An 18,469-nucleotide genomic window follows, 5' to 3' on the forward strand; every position below is an offset into this window, starting at 1 on the left:
ACATTATTACAATCCAGTACTAAAAACTGCTTTCAAATAACTCCAAGTCATTGAAGAAGTGGTTTTATAATCTTCCCACTTGTAAACACTCCAATTCCGGTTCCGATCGGCGCCTATGTAAAAGCGTAAATTACCGATAACATTATAATTTTGATTACTATGTGGATAATCAAGCGAATAGTCGAAATTATAAATAACTGAATCGGTGGCTACAACAGTTTCGCCTTTTGGTGTTAAAATAAGTTTGGCACTAGTGAAAGGGGGTTTTCCTAAATTTGTAATATACTGCCGCTCCGATTCCAAGCTCCAATCCTCAAATATTGTTCTGTCTATTCCGGCTTCAGCGGACGCAACGAATTTGAATTTCTGGTCTGAAAAATTTGGATCTACAAAACATTTAATATAATTATCGACGTTATATTCTTCGATTGCATTTTTAAAATTAATTAGAACAATTTCGGCAGTAGTAGGTTGTATGAATGATGAGATTGTTTGAGATGGTTTTTCAGGTATGCGAGTGTTGAATATATCGCACCCTGAAAATAGAGTAATTAAAATTAAAAAAAATATTTGTTCAAACAATTTCAAATTTGTACACGTCCTTCTATTGCTCTCGAGAGAGTTGCCTCGTCGGTGAATTCCAAATCGCCCCCAACAGGAATGCCTCGTGCGATGCGGGTTACTTTTAGACCAAGAGGTTTTAATAATCGTGAAAGATAAAGCGTTGTTGCTTCGCCCTCAACATTCGGATTTAACGCTAAAATAATTTCGCCCGTCTTTTCATTGATACGGTGCAAAAGTTCCTTTACCTTAATATCTTCTGGACCGATGCCGTCGAGGGGCGACAGAGACCCGCCTAACACGTGATATAAACCAATGAACTCATTGGTTTTTTCAATTGCGATAACATCGTTTGGGTCTTCAACCACACAAATCAAACTTCCATCTCTTTTTGGACTTGAGCAAATCAGGCACGGATCGTCTTCGGTAAAGTTTGAGCAAACAGAACAGTTTATTACTTTGTCCTTTACGCCTACCATTGCCTTTGCAATGTTTACAACTTCTTCGCGTGGGAGTTTCATAATATACATTGCGAGTCGTTGCGCGGTTTTTCGCCCGATACCGGGAAGCTGTGCTAATTCTTCAACTAAAAGCTCAAGTGATTCTGATGTATATAACATACAAAAATTTTTTATAAACCTGGAATGTTCAAACCTGGAATATTTGGCATCATTCCCGACGTGGCATTGTTCATTTCTTCCTGAGCCATTTTTTGTGCATCCTCAAGAGCCTTATTAACTGCTGCGATAATTAAATCTTCAAGCATCTCGGCATCATCGGGGTTGATTACTTCTTTTTCAATCTGGATTTTTATTATCTGTTGTTTGCCGTTAGCAGTTACTTTAACCATACCACCGCCCGATTCAGCGATGATTATTTTATTTTCAAGCTCGGCTTGCACCAGAGCCATTTTTTCCTGCATCTTTTGAACTTGCTTTAACATTCCTTGCATATTTGGCATTCCGCCGCCGGGAAATTTCATTTTGATTCCTTATTAAATTGATATTGTATTAACCTATATTAAAATATATTGTTTTTTAACTGTAAAATCAAAAAAAAATTGACTATGTTATAAAAATTCAATATATTTACTCCGCAAAATATTCCGCGATAGCTCAATGGTAGAGCATGCGGCTGTTAACCGCAGGGTTGTAGGTTCGAGTCCTACTCGCGGAGCTATCATACAATAAACCTCAAGCAAAACTAACTTGAGGTTTTTATTTTATGGGACGCTGGCTTTACAAACTACCCCCTTATTTGGTTGTTAAATATACCGTTATCGCCACTTCCTCTCAACACGCATAAATACGTATTTTTTTATTACTCATAAAATTAATATATTAAGTCAAATGGTATTTCACCTTTATCATGAAGTGTAATCTTAATATATTCCTATGTAAATTGATTTTGTTATGCTTTTGCTTTCATCTAAACACACATGTTTATTCCGCCGAATCTTTAAAACCTTATAAAAACATTTCTGAATATTCCCACCGATCTTGGGATTCGAAAAACGGATTTTTACCTTATTCAATAAATATCATTCTTCAAACACGCGACGGTTATCTATGGATGGGAACCGATGATGGGTTAGTGCGGTTTGATGGAATGGAATTCTCAACTTATAATACGAGTAACACAAATGCTTTTAAAACAAATAATATATCATCTCTGGTGGAAGACAGAGACGGACGGTTGTGGATTGGTTGTAGAGATGGCGGGCTGTTAAGTTATTATGAGGATTCTTTTAAATATTATTTTATTAAAGACAGCTTGAAAGATGATAGAATTCTCTCGATGTGTCTTGATCACGAAAACAATTTATGGATAGGGACACCCCGTAATCTTTCCTACATTTCATTAAGTGTCGGCGTAAAACAAACATCAGGCAGCAATCATATTTTTAATAAATTCTCTGAAATAGATTTTTCTACCTTTGATGTTTACTCAATTGTTTGTGATGACTTCGGGACAATTTGGGTCACTTGCAAAGCAAGTTCATATGTTTATAAAATAAGTCATGGGAAAAAGGAAAAATCTGTTCTGTTTAGTGGTAATTTTTGGAGTTCTCAGATTTATTGCTTTTTCTCAGACAGCAAGGGAAGAAACTGGATCGGAACGGTTCATGGATTAAAAATTTTGAGAAACGGTAATCTCTCTTCATATTCCGGCCAAAATGGACAGCTTGAATTCAGGATAAATACTATAATGGAGGACCAGATTGGAAATTTATGGATAGGAACTCATGGAAATGGGTTGTATAAGTTAGATACAGCAGGATATATAAAGAAATTTTATATTAAAGACGAAATATCTTTGGATAGAGTAGTGTCATTGTTTGAAGATACGGAAGGAGGGATTTGGATTGGCACACGAGGAGGCGGGCTGCATCGGCTGCAAAAAAAAATCTTAAAAACTTACACAACAATCGATGGGCTATCTGATAATCGGGTATGGTCAATTTGCGAATCCCGCAATAACGATATCTGGATCGGAACACAAAAAGGATTGAATAAACTTACCTTTAATAAATCCAGGGAAGTAATCACAAGATTACCAATTCCTGGAAATGAAAAAGCTATTATTGTGAGAACCATTATCGAAGATCATAATAATGTTATTTGGATAGGAGCCGGGAAAGATATTCTGAGATACTCCAACGGCAAACTTAAACGTTTCTTATCAGTAAATGAGCCGAGGTCAATGGTTGTAGATTCTAATAATAACTTATGGATTGGAGGGGGGGACGCCGGACTTATAAAAGTTCAAAACGAAAGCCATCAAATATTTTTCAACAGTCTGGAAAATCTAACATTTTTTAAAAAGAACTTTTCCGAGCCTATTGTTTATCAAATTAAAGCTCTTTGTTACGATGATAAAGGAAGCCTCTGGATAGGAACAAAGAATGGACTTTTTCGGTCTAGTGGAGATTCTCTTTATTTCTTCGACAAAGCCCCCGGGCTGACAGGTAATGCCGTGATGACGTTGTTAAATGATTCAAAGGGGACTCTCTGGATAACAGTTTATGGATTTGGTTTATTCCGTTTTAATACCGGTAACAATGAAAAACAATTTTCTCGGATAACCAGAGATGCTGGTTTAATTGACAACACAATATATTCTATTCTTGAGGATGATTACGGAAAATTTTGGTTTGGCAGCAATAAGGGAATTTTTAGCATCAACCGCCAGGAAGTTGTTGATTTCTGTGATGGCAAAATTTCATCTGTCCACGCTGTTGCATACGGATTAGAGGCTGGAATGGAAAGCATAGAATGTAACGGCGGCAATCATCCATCAGCAATAAAATCAAAGGATGGCCGTTTATGGTTTCCAACAATGGGGGGCGTTACCGTTGTTGATCCCGGTAACCTGAATTGGAAACAGGACTCACTGAAAGTATATATTCAAAAAACAGTTGTTGACGGTGTAGAATTATCGACCAATCGGCTACATTCATTAGAGCCCGGTAATAAAAGAAAGATAGAATTTCGCTACACTGCCATTAATTTTTCAAACTCTGAGAATATCCGTTTTAAATACCGATTAGAAGGATATGATGATGAATGGATAGACGCCCAGAACCAGCGGATTATCTATTATTTGAACATTCCACCCGGCCAATATAATTTTCGAGTTCTTGCCAGCAATCACACGGGAGCTTGGAATACCGAAGGGGCTTCAATTTCTTTTGTAATTCCTCAGCATTATTGGGAAACTGACACATTTAAAATTTTGGTTGGAATTCTAATTGTGGGTATCATAATCGGAATCACTCGCTTGTTTTTTGCCAGAAAATTACAACATCAATTGTACATACTTGAAAACCAGCGTGCATTAGAGCAGGAGCGGCTAAGAATTTCCAGAGATATTCACGATGAAATCGGTTCGAGGTTGACAAAAATTTCAGTTCTCAATGAGGCAGTTAAAGATGAAATAGATAAAGCACCCTTGATACAAGAATTTACCGAAAAAATATCAAACGAAACCAAACTAATGATCGAAAATCTTGATGAAATCATCTGGTTCATCAATCCTGGTAACGACAGCATAGAACATCTCGGCACGTTTCTCAGGGAATATATAGCTGATTTCTTTAGCTCATTCGATATTGAATGCAATTGCGAATTCCCGGATTCGTATCCAGCCATTCAAATTTCTCCTGAAGTCCGAAGAAATACAGTTTTAATTGTGAAGGAAATTACAAACAATGTTGTTAAACATGCTTCGGCAACAAAAGTTAATGCTAAATTTTATTTAAAGGAGCAAACTATATGGATATCCCTGAAAGATAATGGCAAAGGGTTTTGTACTCGGGAGCCTCACCCGCTCGGAAATGGTTTAATTAATATTCAAAAAAGAATTGAGGAAATTGGTGGTAAAATAATAATTGAGTCTGTTGTTTCGTCAGGGACAGCAATACAAATTTTTTTACCTTTAAAAAATACGTAATTATGAAAATCAAAGTAGCAATTGTTGATGATGGTGAAGAATATCGCAACCATCTCGAAAAAATTTTTAAAAACCATCCGGATTTTCGATGTGTAGGAACATATCGAACAGCCGAAGACGCATTAATTGATATCCCACAAAAAATTCCGGACGTTGCGTTAATGGATATTCATCTGCCTGGAATTGACGGAGTTGAATGTGTGAAAAGGTTGAAAGAAGCAATGCCACAAACCCAGTTCATGATGCTTACAATCTTTGAGAACGACACCTATATATTTAATGCTTTGGTTGCTGGTGCAACTGGATATTTACTCAAGCGTTCTTCAAAAGAAGAAATTTTTACAGCGATTAAAGAGCTGTATAACGGAGGGGCTCCTATGTCTGCTCAAATCGCGCGCAAAGTGTTATCTTTCTTCAGCCAATTCAAAACAAAATTTTCTGAAACCGATGTTGATGAACAACTTTCGAAACGAGAAGAAGAAGTTCTCTCCTATCTTACAAAGGGTTATCAGTATAAAGAAATTGCCAAGGTACTATTTATTAGCTATGAAACCATCCGAACGCACATTAAACACATATACAAGAAACTTCATGTCAGGTCTAAGAGCGAAGCAATAATTAAGTCATTCGGCTACAAAAAAATATCAGCTTCATCTCAAAAAAAAGTAGTCTGTAAAAAATCCTCAAAATTGAAACAGAAATAACCAAAAATTCATCACGTAATTCTGTAACGCTCCCCTCCTAAAACTATTTGACTTTTAAGTTTATTATAATTAGATTTTTCCAACGTAACACTAACTTAATATAGGTTTGCGAATGGCAGATATTCCAGAATTAAAAAAAGTTTTATGGCGTAACGGAGATGTGGTCTCGGAGGAACACTTTTACGCACTTGAAGAATGGATTGAGCAGCTTGTTAGTATGGGCTATTCCCAAGCTGGAAGTTACGGACTTATCAGGAATTCATATCTTCAAACCGACTACAATAACTCCGAGAATATTAATTTTAAGCGTTTAGACGGCGCAAATTACCAAGTCGAAATTTCTCAATTTCAGGGATTAAACCCTTACGGAAGACTGATCAAAATTGATGGCAGCAGGACTTTTAATTTTCAATTCAGACCACCTCAAAAAAGTCCCGATGGAAAATATCTGCTGTATATAATGCCGTCAAGTTCAGGGCGAGATGGAATCATTGAGTCAGATTCAGAGCCGATAACGGGAGCGTCTGTTTATGACGCTTTGTACGAAATCTCAATTACAAACAATCAGGCCACGGGAGTTGTACTTTGTCGTTTTAAAATCGAGGATAACGAACTAATCGTAGATAAATCGTTTATTCCGTTTGGCGTTTTTATCGACAGCTCTCCGAACTGTGTTGATGCCAGCAACGGAATATTAACAAAGTTCACTCTTTGGAGTTCTTTGTTGGATAACTACCTGAAATCCTTAAAACCCACTCCCGAAATTGTACTCGTATGGAACGCTACTGGTCAATTCATTCGTTCGAATGGATTTTTTAAACCGCTAATTGAGAATACCCATACCCCGACATTAAACTATTTTAACGGCTTACAACAGTTTTTTAATCAAGTTAAAAGTGAATTACAAATTTTATCTGTCGGTTGGGAACAAGCCACGCTGAAACAAAGAATTAATGAAGTAGTCGAAAAACTTAATGAATCTATTATATCTCCGAATGAACCTCAGGTAGAATTAAACACAGCATTTTCTTACGCTGAAAAATTATTCGACGATATAACTAAATTGCTTTCTTATTTTCCGGCTGGACCTATTGCTGAAAAAACACTTCCAATCTCAAGAGTCGAATTAATGAAGGAAGCCGCTGGAAATCGTTTGAACATATATCTTGAGACGGAAGCTCAGTTTGTAAAAAGTAAAACTCAAATAACATTTCAACTCAGGGAGTTTTCGAAATCAGACCCAGTCGGGAAGAATATCCGTGTAGGTATGGGCAGCGCAATTTTTGCTCAACTTTTAGATTTGAAAAACTTGTTGAAACGAGTTCCCGGAGAATCGTTCACATATACAATCGAATGCCCTCCCGAAGTTGTAACCAAAGATAAAGCTTCACACCTTACTCTTTATCTCCCTCAACCACTCGGTGAAGGTGTCATCGATTTGAAATCGCATATAACTATAATTATAAGGGATTAGAATAATGTTGCAACCTGTCACTGAAATAGCACGTGATTTTAACAAACAGTGTCTTACTCTTGCCGACTTTTTAAGAGATGTCGATTCGGGTACGGATATAACTCAAAAACAAGATAAGATATCGAAGGCAGTGCACGGCTTTTTCGATGCTTTACAACAACTCCCAAATCAAATAGCTCCGCTGGACACACGAGAGACTATACTCTTTGAGATAGACCGGGCTTTGGTAGGAAGTTATGGCTCAAAAGTTTTTTCCGCTTCTGAAAGTACAAATCAAACAAGAAGACTTTTAAGAGATTTAACAGCTCTCTGGCAACACTATTATCTTATCGCTGGTTTAACACATACCGAAACCGGCGGTGGCGTTTCGGGGACGATGAGTTTTTATGAAGAATGGATTAAATCTGAAAATGTCGGGATAGAAGAATCGGAGTACGATAGAATGCTCGCAGATGTTTCTGCCCTGCTTCAGAGTTCAGAAAATCTAAATGTCCCTACAAAGATTCAGTTATTTTCATTAATGGGTAAAATTTTAATGACACTCGGCGTTTCGGAAGATTTTGCTCAGAGCAAATTACAGAGTCATTTCGATGAAATTAAACAGAGAACGAGCGACACGGCAAGTATTTCGTTTGCCGAAATATTACTCTGCTTACAAGTGTTAGGTTCGAAGGGCAAAGGTCTCGATTCAACCGGAACAAGTTCAATCGAAGTCCAAAAAGCAATTCGTTACTGGTGCAGCAAGGACGATTTCATCAACAGCCTCTTCAAAAATTGGGGTTGGTACTGGGAAAACGATTATGTAAGTCCGTTAGCAATGGGCGACCAAATTTATTTGAAGGAGAGAAGTCCATTATATATTTCACACGCAAACAACACGATGAAGTTAGGTATCGGACATTCATACCTTGAATTAATAGAACATAAAAAACAAAACCCACTGCTTACTAGTCTTTTCCAACCAGTTCCCATTTTCTTATTCGGACAATCAGGAGTTGGTAAGAGTAGTTATATATCGGCTTTTTGCTACGAAGCACAGATGCGAGCCGGTAAACCTGTTACACTCGGTAGAGAGTTGCAAGTATATTATGAGGGTGTCTCCGATGCTTGGCGCTCAAACAGCATACCGCCATCCAGCGGTTTAAACAGCTATAACTTCTGGGAAGATTTGAACATAACAAGCTATACGACTTTTGATTACGGCGGTAAAGATACGCAGCCCGATCAATGGGAACACCAACTGCAGGATATTTTTAGAAAGGCAAAAGGTTTATTTTTTTTCATCGATGAAAAAGATTATCTGGATCCGGTTAAATTGAGGAAAAGAGCTAACTGGTTTGATGCCATCCTACAGTATTGGGTTCAAAGTAATCCGAATATCCGACACGTCCCCACCGGATTAATTTTGACAAAGGGTGATACAGTATTTGGTGAATCTTTGTCGCAACTTGGGAGGTCATCTTTAATCCCTTCTAACTTCCAACCAGTTCTAATCGAATCTCTTTTACCTCAGAGATTTCCGAAGATGACCGAAGAAATGAAAACTCCTTACGGAAGGTTAAGAGATTTCATGCTTCGTGACAGGGCAAACAATGCTCATCCAGTCTTGCAAGATATCGTTCAAACGTTGCTCGATAATTTTTCACAATTCTTTAACCGCGTTTTAGATTTAACTTTTCACTATCAAATATTCATCACGTCAGCTCAACCGCCGCGGGAGATTAACGACCCGTTATTTCCTTGGGGTGTAAAAGATTCCATGATGTGGATGTTGAATATAATCGAAAAATTCCATCTCCGCGAAAGTTTAATGAAATTCAGAAGTGAAGAGGGGCAGATCGAAAGCGAGATAAAGATTCTTCGTGAAGATATAAATCAAATGCAGAAATACAGAGATGAGATTTCATCTGCAAATACTGAGATTACCCGCTTGCGACAGAAATCGACGATATTCCAGGCGGCGATGAAAGACAGGATCAAATTCCACGAAGAAAACAGACAGCGTGCTGAGCAGGATTTTATGACGATCTTGAACAGATATATAAAAGATTCTCCCGAAGCAAATAAAGCTGCTGGAATTCAGACTGTTGAAAGAGAGATACGTAAAAAGGAAGAACTGCTTGCCGGCTTACGTGAAAAACGAAACGATTATGAGAGCAGGTTAAGGTTTTAGAGTGACAAAAAACAAATTGACTTTAATAATTATTTTATTAGTAATAACACTTGGAAAAATTAATGCACAAGTAACACTTGAATGGGTAGCCCGCTATAACAGTCAGAGCAACGGCGGTGATCGTGCCATAGCGATGGCGATTGACTCGATTGGGAATGTTTATGTAACGGGGACTGATGCAGACTCTCCGCCGGGATTTGTAACGATAAAAGTAAACTCAAGCGGACGGATTCTGTGGGCGAGGAGATATTCAGGGGGACAAGCATTTATAGCAGTTCCCCAAGCAATTTCAGTAGACTTGAACGGGAATGTGTATGTTGGTGCTGAAGATGTTACATACATCATAGTGAGTTATGACAGCATTGGTAATGAGCGCTGGGTACGAAGACATTCGGGAACTGGAGGAGGTTTCAGTGTATTACATGATGTTGAACTCTATCGCGACACCGGAAGTGTGATTACCACAGTCCAGGGGCTTGTTGCCACTGGATATTTAAAAAATATCGGTACAAATTGGGACGTTGGAACTTTAAAATATAACGCCAATGGAGATGTTGTATGGGTAAGAAATTATGATCCGAATAACTCTGAGGATGAGGGTGGAATTGCGATGGATAAAAATGACCAAACCAATATTACAATAACGGGATTTTCAGGATACCGAGACTTTCTCACATTAAGTTACGACATAAACGGTAACCTGCGCTGGGCACAGACGTGGAATGGACCCGGCAACAATTGGGACCAAGCAAATGATGTTGCCGTCGATCAAAACGGAAATACGTATGTTACAGGAGCTGCGTATTTTGATACAATCAAACAAGATTTTTGCACGATGAGATATGATTACGACGGGAACTTGAAATGGGTAAGGAGTTTCAACCTAACACAATACAATACAAGTTACGGGGAATTTATTAAAGTAGATCCATTTGGGAATGTTGTTGTTGCCGGAGGGGTGCAGGGAGATGCAAACTCACTTGATTACTGCACAATTAAGTATAATTCTCTTGGCAACCAATTATGGGTTCGGCTATATAATGGCGGACTCTATGATCGTGTTGAGGGATTAGCAGTTGACAGATATGGTTCTGTGTATGTAACTGGTACAGCAAATGAGACTTATAATTTATATAAAATTTACACTATCAAATACGACAAAGACGGAAATCAATTATGGCTTGAGAAATATCCATATTATGATACAATATCAAGTCCTGCAGCAATTATTGTTGATAATAACTTATATGTTTATATTACAGGGCAGATAGCTACACCCGAATATAGTAATGACATTATCGTTCTAAAATATTCTCAGATAACAAGTGTAGAGCAAACGAAAGATGGAGTTCCCGAAGAATTTAAGTTATATCAAAATTATCCGAACCCGTTCAATCCGAAAACGGATATCAGATTTCGGATTCCAGATTTCGGATTTGTTATTTTGAAGATATACGATCTATTTGGAAGAGAAGTCGCTACCGTGGTTAATGAGAAGAAAGAACCGGGCGAACATCAAGTGGAATGGAACGCGGAAGGAATAGCAAGTGGTGTGTATTTTTATCGGATGACGGTGTACAATGGGATGTTGGGAACAAAGGCGGTTACGAGGAAAATGGTAGTCATCAATTAAAAATGTAAAATTCAAAATGAAAAAAGGAAAAACTTTCTTTCAAATAATTTTTATAATGAGAAATGAATTATGAGAAACTTCACAGTAGGTTTTATTGTGCTGCTTTTGACGACTGCGGCACAGTCGCAAACGTGGAATTATTTAAACTTCGAGTGCGGTGGGTATGTTACGGAAATCATCCCCGTCAAATATCCGAGCACAGTAGGGAAATCGATTGATAATCAGGTGTTATATGCTCGAACGGACATTGGCGGTGTATACCGCAGTAACAATAACGGTCTGTCGTGGACGTATGTTAGCACTTATCTAAATTATCCAACTGGCGGTGGGCATCCGGGTATTTCAGGCTCAGAACTGAGCATCCAGGGCATTGCAGTACGGTACGATTCGATAACAGGAAAAGAAATCGTCAATGTTGCCTGGGGAAATTATGAAGATGATGCTAAATCAGAATATCGATCCATCTGGCGTTCTGATAATAGCGGTGCTGAAGGTTCATGGACGAAGCCAACAATCATCGGACAAGTCTGGTTTCGAGGGAATAATTTCCCTGTGAAACTTGGCGGACCGTGTATTACTTATGACCCGAATAATATTAGAAGAGAATTTTCACATATGTACATGGGCGGATTTGGACCAACGGTTGCAAACATACCTGGGAAAGCGTATTTATATAAAAGTGAAAACGATGGGCAGAGTTGGGATTTGGTTCAATCATTTAGAGATTTTCAAAACGTTAATGGTTATGCCGGAGAAGGCATCACTTGCATCAATATTTCAAAAAAAATTAACCCTAGTGATACTGCTCATATCTGGGTAGGCACTACACATGGGATTGTTTTTACTACAAACGGAGGAACAAACTGGCAAAGAGTTACAATACCTGGAGTTCCAACACCTTATGTTAAAAGAATTTTACTTAAAAAAGAAGGAAGTATTATAACCGGAGCGATGGTTACGTGGGGGAAAAATGATGACACTACAGGTGTCGGGAGACTCTTGGCGAGCGGCGGTTGGCAATATATAGATATTACTTCAAACTTTTTAACCGGTTATACAGGAGGAAGTGGTAGCGGATTGTTTTCGTCATTAACATTCGTTGACACAAATGAAACAATAATAATTTCTGGTAAGTATGAAAGACCCTTACGTAAGACAGGAGACTTTGGTAATAGCTGGTATGGCGAGGTGAATAATTCACCAAATAACGAAGTTGTATTCAGATACACACAAAGCGGAAACAATTTTCCGGCACATCAGCAAAAAGGCGAGCTGGATCCGAGCTGGGGTTTTATGTATGATGGATTAAGCTGTATAACAAAAAATCCGAATAGCGGTTGGGGCAACCAGTGGTATTTAAGCGGCGGTGCAGGTGCGAGGATGACCGTGAGTAGTGCCGGTGCAGATACTAACTTTGTAAATTCGCGTTGGAAATATACAACACTTGGACAGGCGATGACGGTGAACTATGATGTTGTATTCTCTAAAGTAAACAACCGCGAAGCTATATATCTACCGTTGTCAGACTGGACGATGGGTAGTACTTATCAGGATAGATTAAGTACTCCAACGACTGGTGGTTTTATACAAGATACATTATCATACGACAGACAGGAGACACGCCCTCTTCATTTATATGATACATATATATCGAATGTAACCCGGATACTAATACATCCTGATAATCCTAATATCAGTTATTGTGTAGGTGGCAGTGTTTATGATTTTAACCCGACAGAAAGTTACAGAGCGGGATTTTACGTAAGAACTGATAGCAACGGAATAATTAAAACGAGTCGCAAAGAAACACATCCGTTTTTACAAAAAAATGACCGAGCAATAGTAGATGCAATAATTAATAATAAGCCAGTAGGCGGAAACAGGATAATAGTTTTGGCAGGGAGAAACCGGAAAGCAGTGCAGCCTGGAGATAGTTTAGGAATATTTTATTCCGATGACGGAGGGGTCAACTGGGGTCCACGGGGAACGTTCAATCAACAAAGCGGAAACCAAACTATGTCAACACAGCAAGCATATCAAAGGTCAATTATCCCAGGCTTAATCGATGGTGCGATAGGAGATATTTTTGATGGGCACTTCCATTTGGTGTATTTGGGAAATGGCCGGGTGGGGTTGTGGTTAGAAGCCGGCGGAATGTTTATATCCACTGATAATGGTGAGAATTGGGGATCAAAGTCTCCGCCATCACAATTAACAAACAAATATTTGCGTGCAGGTTCTTTGAAATATGTAGGAAATGATACAATTGCATTAGCGGTTCGCAAGGGCGATGCCGATCCTGGAGGCTTGTACAAAGGTATCATCGATTCCATTGGTAATATTATATGGCTTAATGGTGGCTCTAGTATTAGCAATTTCACCAGTGCCGAACACCTCGATATTAATTTAGACAGATGGGTAGTATATGGAAAAAAGGATAATGATTTGTATAATCAAATCTATTTTTCGATTAGTGGCGGTAACTGGCAAAGGATTGCACCTCCTGCCCAACAGCACTTGCCCAGAGTCAAAAGTTTGAGAATCAGACCAGATAAAAATGAAATTTGGGTTGCATCGAGCGGGCAAGGTGTGTGGAGATACACCTATGAAAGTAGTAACTATACAAAAAAGTAGATTTTACAATAGGTAAGTATTTTTGTATAATATGATAATAGATAAAAGGAAGAAGATGAAAGCAGGAAAAATATTATTACTATTGCTCATGTTAATATCGTTAGTTGATGAGATGAATTCCCAAGTTCAACTCGAGTGGGTAGCACGTTATAATGGACCGAGTAATTTTTCGGAGTATGTAAGTGCGATGACAATTGACTCGATGGGGAATATTTATGTAACAGGAGAAGACAACGAGCAACCATACGGATTTGTGACTGTAAAGTTCAACTCAAGTGGGCAGTTTGTTTGGGCAAGGAGATACTCAGGTGGGTTGGCAATAAAAGCAACACCGAAATCAATCGCAGTTGACTTGCAAGGCAATGTGTATGTTGGTGCAAGCGATGTGGATTACATCGTAGTAAAATATGATGTGGATGGAGTAGAACAGTGGGTGAAAAAGTATAGAGGAAGTGGAACGGGAATGAACGAAATAGTAGATTTGGTTATCGATTACACCGAAAATGTTAACGTATTAGTTACTGGTTCTTCAGACAATATCATTTCAACGAGGGATATTGGAACTTTAAAATACAGCACAAATGGTGATACATTATGGACAAGAAATTTCAGCAGATTAAATAACACACTTGAGTGGGCTACTGCAATGGATATTGATAATTTTAATGCACTGAGTATAGCTGGTGATACAAAACTTAGCATGCAGTCTAAAGATTTTCTCACCTTAAGCTACGATTATTATGGTAATCTACGCTGGGCACAGACATTTGATGGACCTGCAAGTCGTTGGGATGAAGCATCTGATATTGCATCTGATAAAAATGGTAATGTGTATGTAACAGGATATGCGACAATGGACAGCTTAAATGCTATAAACATTGCTACTATCAAGTATAACAGCAGTGGTAATGAACAATGGGTTAGATTTTATGAAGGTACCTTCCCATATTACTATTCGGAAGGCAGATTTATCAAGATTGATCCATATTATAATATTGTCACTGCGGGTTGGCAAGCTGGTTATAATTATGATTTTTGTACAATTAAATACGATTCACTTGGTAATCAATTATGGGTAAAAGGATACAACGGCGCAGCAAATGCAGAAGATTTTCTTGAAGGTTTAGCAGTTGATAAATATGGAGATATATATGTAACCGGCAGCGCTAAAGATGAAATAAATCGTCCCAAAATAACAACAATCAAATACGACAAGGGCGGAAATCAGGTATGGCTTCAGAAATATCCCGACAGCGATAGCATTTCATACCCTAAAGGAATAATTGTGGATAAAGATTTAAATGTTTATGTTGCAGGTATATCATTTAATCCGAGTGATATTATTGTGTTAAAATATTCACAGCCGACGAGTGTAGTGCCTATATTGAGCGAAGTTCCTGATGGATTTCAGTTGTATCAGAATTATCCAAATCCTTTTAATTCAAAAACAAATATCAAATATCAAATTACAAATTCATCGTTTTTGAGAATTAAAGTATATGATGTATTTGGAAGGGAAGTAGCGACATTGGTAAATGAGAAGAAAGAACCTGGTGAATATCAGGTTGAATGGGACGCTGAAGGACTTGCTAGTGGCCTGTATTATTATCGAATTATTTCCGGAAGATATATCGAAACCAAGAAAGCGCTATTAATAAAATAAAAGAAAGGGTTATAAAATGAAATATTTAACATTGTTTTTAATAGTGTTGGTAATATCGAAATCAACATATTCCCAATCTGGTGCGTGGAATTATTTAAATTTTGAATGCGGAGGATATGTGACGGAAATAATTCCGGTAAAGTATCCGGCGGGACAGCAGCCTGGAAACATCAATCAACAAGTGCTTTATGCAAGAACCGACATTGGCGGGATTTATCGTAGCGAAGATAATGGTCAGAGCTGGAAATTTGGGAGTAATTATGTTAATCCTGTAGCCCCACCTGGTAATCCTGGAATATCGATATCAGAACTGAGCATACAAGGTCTTGCAGTTAGATACGATGCACAAACTGGGAAAGAAATTGTTAATGTTGCCTGGGGAAATTATGAAAATGATGCAGAAGCTGCAGATTTCAAATCCATCTGGCGATCAAGTCGTAATGGGGAAATTGATGCCTGGACTAAATCAACGATCACTCCTCAGAGTGTATGGTTCAAAGGTAATAAAATGGGTGTAAAGATAGGTGGACCGTGTATTATCTACGATCCGAATAATATTAATGATCAATATTCACATTTATACATGGGCGGATTTGAACCGAATAATGGTAAAGCATATTTGTATAAAAGTGAAAACGATGGGGTGAATTTTTCAAGGATATTAAGTTTTGAGTCATTTCAAAACAGCACAAGTAGTCCAAATGGAGAAGGCATCACTTGCATTGCAATCAAGCCAGGAAATACGAGTCATATTTGGGTAGGTACAACACACGGTATAGTGTTTACAACAAACGGTGGCGATTCTTGGAATAGGGTTTCAGTCCCTGGTGTCGAGGAACCGTTTGTTAAAAGAATTATATTAAGGAAAGTAAGCGTTGATATAACTGGAGCAATGTTTACATGGGGAAATAATTCAGACATTACGGGGATAGGACGGGTGGTTAAAGATGGCACTTTCTGGCGATATGATGATTTAAGTGAAATATTTTTAAACGGTTTATTGGGTGACGACAGAGGAAACAGTATGTTTGCTCCATTATCGTTTGTTGATAATTCAGAAGGTATAATTGTCGGTGGTAAATATCAAAGACCTCTTCGTAAAACTTCAGACTTTGGTGACAATTGGGTTGGCGAGGGAACCACACCAAATAAAGTGCGACTATATTATGATGATCCCGCATTCAATAAAATTCCTAAACACTCTAACGATTATCAAAATCATCCGGAATATCCAGGTGTTGTCCATGATCAAATTTATTCGGGTATGAATTCTTTGGTTAAAAATCCAAATACTGGTTGGGGAACTCACTGGTATATGAGCGGTGGGGCTGGCGCAAGGATAACCTCGGTTGATGTATCCAATGATAGATTGTCAACCGCAAAATGGAAGTATTCCTTTACCCGTCAGTCAATGCCTGTTGTTTATGATGTGGTCTTTAAAAACGCCAATATTAATGGCATTAATAGGCAAACAATATTTATACCGATGTCTGATTGGACACTAGCTTGGCAATATTTAGACAATCTTAGTTTTACTACTTCTGATGACTTTGTAAGCAACGCGCTCGAATATGATAGACAAAAAACATATGATTCTGACCTACAAGACACATACATTTCTAATGTGGTAAGGATGCTAAATGATCCAGACAATCCTAACAAAAGTTACTGCCTCGGAGGCAGTGTATATGGATTTACGGCTGAGTATCGAAGGGCAGGATTTTACGTAAGGACTGAAAACAATGGTGCAGTTACAATAGCACGGAAAGAAACCCATCAGATTTTAACTGACAATGATAGAGCGGTTGTAGACGCAATTATTTTTAAAAAACCTGATAATGTAAATAGAATAATAGCTTTGGTAGGTGGAAACACAACTTCTTATCTGCCAGGTGGTTCAATAGGAGTGTTTTATTCGGATGATGGTGGGCAAAGTTGGTCGGAGGGAATGTTTAATATTCAAAGCACTGTTCTAGGAAAACAGACATCTACTGCTTATAGCCGATCATTGATTGCTGGGTTAAAGTCTGGTATAGACGGTTCGATAGGCGATATTTTTAACGGACATTTTTCACTCTCATACGCAGAAAGTTCGTTAGTCTACTTGTGGCTGCAATCCGCCAGTGGAAGACCGTATGGAGGCGGATTGTTCATCTCGACTGATAATGGGTCTAACTGGCGTGCGGGTGAGGATATCGAAAGTGGAGATATATATTGGGGTGCTGGTTCTTTGAAGTATATTGGAAATGACAAATTAGTTTTAGCATTTCGGGATGCTAGGTCAAATCCCAAAGGAGTGTATATTGGAGCAATTGATAGAAATAATAGTGGGAGTGTCAGTTGGACATATTTCGTTGATGCAAATAATGTTTGCTTCACCAGTGCCGATCATTTTGATGTACAGAATGAATTGTGGGCGGTGTATGGTAAAAGAATGGGTGATGCTTATGATCAAATCTACCGGTCAACAAATAACGGTTTGATATGGACGAAGATACCTTACAGCATTACACAGAACTTTCCAAAGGTACACAGTCTGAGAATAAGACCGAACAGCGGAGAGCTTTGGGTAGCAACAGGCGGTCAGGGTGTGTGGGTTTATAAATTATTTGATCCGGGGTGGATAAGTATAACAACAGGTGTAAAAGATAAATGGAATATGGCAAGTGTTCCCATTATAATTAGTGATTACAAAAAAACAACTGTCTGGCAAGATGCAAATTCAGATGCTTTGACATGGGAAGGCGGTCCGCAATATGTATCAAAAGATATTCTAGAAAATCGAATTGGTTACTGGATAAAATTTCCACAAAGCCAAACTGTAAACTATGTAGGTGTTCCAAGAGATTCTTTTCGCATCGGTGTAAAAGCCGGTTGGAATATGATAGGTTCTATATATCAGGATGTTCCAATTGCCAGAGTTGTTCAAAAACCAACTGGTATAACAACATCGCCTTACTATGGTTATGATAATGGTTATTTTGTAACAGATGCAATACAATCTGGTAAGGCATATTGGATTAAAGTAAATCAGGATGGTGAAATAATATTAGATAAAAATTCTACTTCAGTGAGTCCACCACAATGTTCAGGCGAACAACCATCTAATCCGCCGGGTGCGCCTCCAATTCCAAAACTTGTTAAACCGGATAGCGGTGCCACAGGAATATCAATA

The 18,469-nt window shown here is 38.2% G+C and carries 11 protein-coding genes and 1 tRNA gene; 9 read left to right on the plus strand and 3 right to left on the minus strand.

The annotated features are described in order from the left end of the window. Positions 1-6 precede the first annotated feature (6 nt). Genes QME58_02310 through QME58_02320 form a run of 3 tightly spaced genes read right to left on the minus strand, consistent with a single transcriptional unit; the run spans position 7 to position 1,543 of the window. Positions 7-588, minus strand: a complete 582-nt coding sequence (locus tag QME58_02310) for a hypothetical protein (GenBank protein ID MDI6802665.1) — start codon at positions 586-588, stop codon at positions 7-9. Beyond that, positions 585-1,181, minus strand: coding sequence for a recombination mediator RecR (gene recR, locus QME58_02315; GenBank protein ID MDI6802666.1), 597 nt, complete (start codon positions 1,179-1,181; stop codon positions 585-587). Before recR ends, QME58_02310 begins: the two co-directional genes overlap by 4 nt. Positions 1,182-1,192: 11 nt before the next feature. Further along, positions 1,193-1,543 (minus strand): YbaB/EbfC family nucleoid-associated protein, encoded by a 351-nt coding sequence (locus QME58_02320; GenBank protein ID MDI6802667.1) that lies wholly within the window; start codon positions 1,541-1,543, stop codon positions 1,193-1,195. Between the two features lie 122 nt (positions 1,544-1,665). Between QME58_02320 and QME58_02325 the strand changes: the two genes are divergently transcribed. From QME58_02325 to QME58_02365, 9 genes are all read left to right on the plus strand, one after another. Next, a tRNA-Asn gene (locus tag QME58_02325) sits at positions 1,666-1,737 on the plus strand. Positions 1,738-2,133: 396 nt separating this feature from the next. After that, the gene (locus QME58_02330) at positions 2,134-5,013 is read left to right on the plus strand and encodes a two-component regulator propeller domain-containing protein (GenBank protein MDI6802668.1); all 2,880 of its coding nucleotides are present in this window, start codon (positions 2,134-2,136) and stop codon (positions 5,011-5,013) included. 2 nt (positions 5,014-5,015) lie between these two features. Then, positions 5,016-5,717 carry a response regulator transcription factor gene (locus tag QME58_02335; protein MDI6802669.1) on the plus strand — a complete coding sequence of 234 codons (702 nt, stop codon included), beginning with the start codon at positions 5,016-5,018 and terminating at the stop codon, positions 5,715-5,717. A 112-nt stretch (positions 5,718-5,829) separates the two neighbouring features. Then, the gene (locus tag QME58_02340; protein MDI6802670.1) at positions 5,830-7,191 is read left to right on the plus strand and encodes a hypothetical protein; all 1,362 of its coding nucleotides are present in this window, start codon (positions 5,830-5,832) and stop codon (positions 7,189-7,191) included. 4 nt (positions 7,192-7,195) lie between these two features. Next, entirely contained in the window at positions 7,196-9,364 is a 2,169-nt protein-coding gene (locus QME58_02345) for a hypothetical protein (GenBank protein ID MDI6802671.1), read from the plus strand. 1 nt (position 9,365) lies between these two features. Then, positions 9,366-10,997, plus strand: coding sequence for an SBBP repeat-containing protein (locus tag QME58_02350; protein ID MDI6802672.1), 1,632 nt, complete (start codon positions 9,366-9,368; stop codon positions 10,995-10,997). Positions 10,998-11,066: 69 nt separating this feature from the next. Beyond that, positions 11,067-13,631: a hypothetical protein gene (locus QME58_02355; protein MDI6802673.1), complete on the plus strand. Its 2,565-nt coding sequence runs from the start codon at positions 11,067-11,069 to the stop codon at positions 13,629-13,631. A 31-nt stretch (positions 13,632-13,662) separates the two neighbouring features. Continuing rightward, on the plus strand, positions 13,663-15,294 hold the full coding sequence (locus tag QME58_02360; GenBank protein ID MDI6802674.1) for an SBBP repeat-containing protein: 1,632 nt from the start codon (positions 13,663-13,665) through the stop codon (positions 15,292-15,294). Positions 15,295-15,310: 16 nt separating this feature from the next. Next, a partial coding sequence (locus tag QME58_02365) for a hypothetical protein (protein ID MDI6802675.1) occupies positions 15,311-18,469 on the plus strand: 3,159 nt, incomplete at its 3' end.

Source organism: Bacteroidota bacterium, assembly GCA_030017895.1.
In the GTDB taxonomy this organism is placed as follows: domain Bacteria; phylum Bacteroidota; class Ignavibacteria; order UBA10030; family BY39; genus JASEGV01.

Excerpts from the sequence above, each read along its gene's own strand:
- QME58_02360 (MDI6802674.1), top strand. The coding sequence starts at position 13,663 with ATGATAATAGATAAAAGGAAGAAGATGAAAGCAGGAAAAATATTATTA.
- QME58_02320 (MDI6802667.1), bottom strand. The coding sequence starts at position 1,543 with ATGAAATTTCCCGGCGGCGGAATGCCAAATATGCAAGGAATGTTAAAG.
- QME58_02355 (MDI6802673.1), top strand. The coding sequence starts at position 11,067 with ATGAGAAACTTCACAGTAGGTTTTATTGTGCTGCTTTTGACGACTGCG.
- QME58_02345 (MDI6802671.1), top strand. The coding sequence starts at position 7,196 with ATGTTGCAACCTGTCACTGAAATAGCACGTGATTTTAACAAACAGTGT.
- QME58_02330 (MDI6802668.1), top strand. The coding sequence starts at position 2,134 with ATGGGAACCGATGATGGGTTAGTGCGGTTTGATGGAATGGAATTCTCA.
- QME58_02335 (MDI6802669.1), top strand. The coding sequence starts at position 5,016 with ATGAAAATCAAAGTAGCAATTGTTGATGATGGTGAAGAATATCGCAAC.
- QME58_02340 (MDI6802670.1), top strand. The coding sequence starts at position 5,830 with ATGGCAGATATTCCAGAATTAAAAAAAGTTTTATGGCGTAACGGAGAT.
- recR (MDI6802666.1), bottom strand. The coding sequence starts at position 1,181 with ATGTTATATACATCAGAATCACTTGAGCTTTTAGTTGAAGAATTAGCA.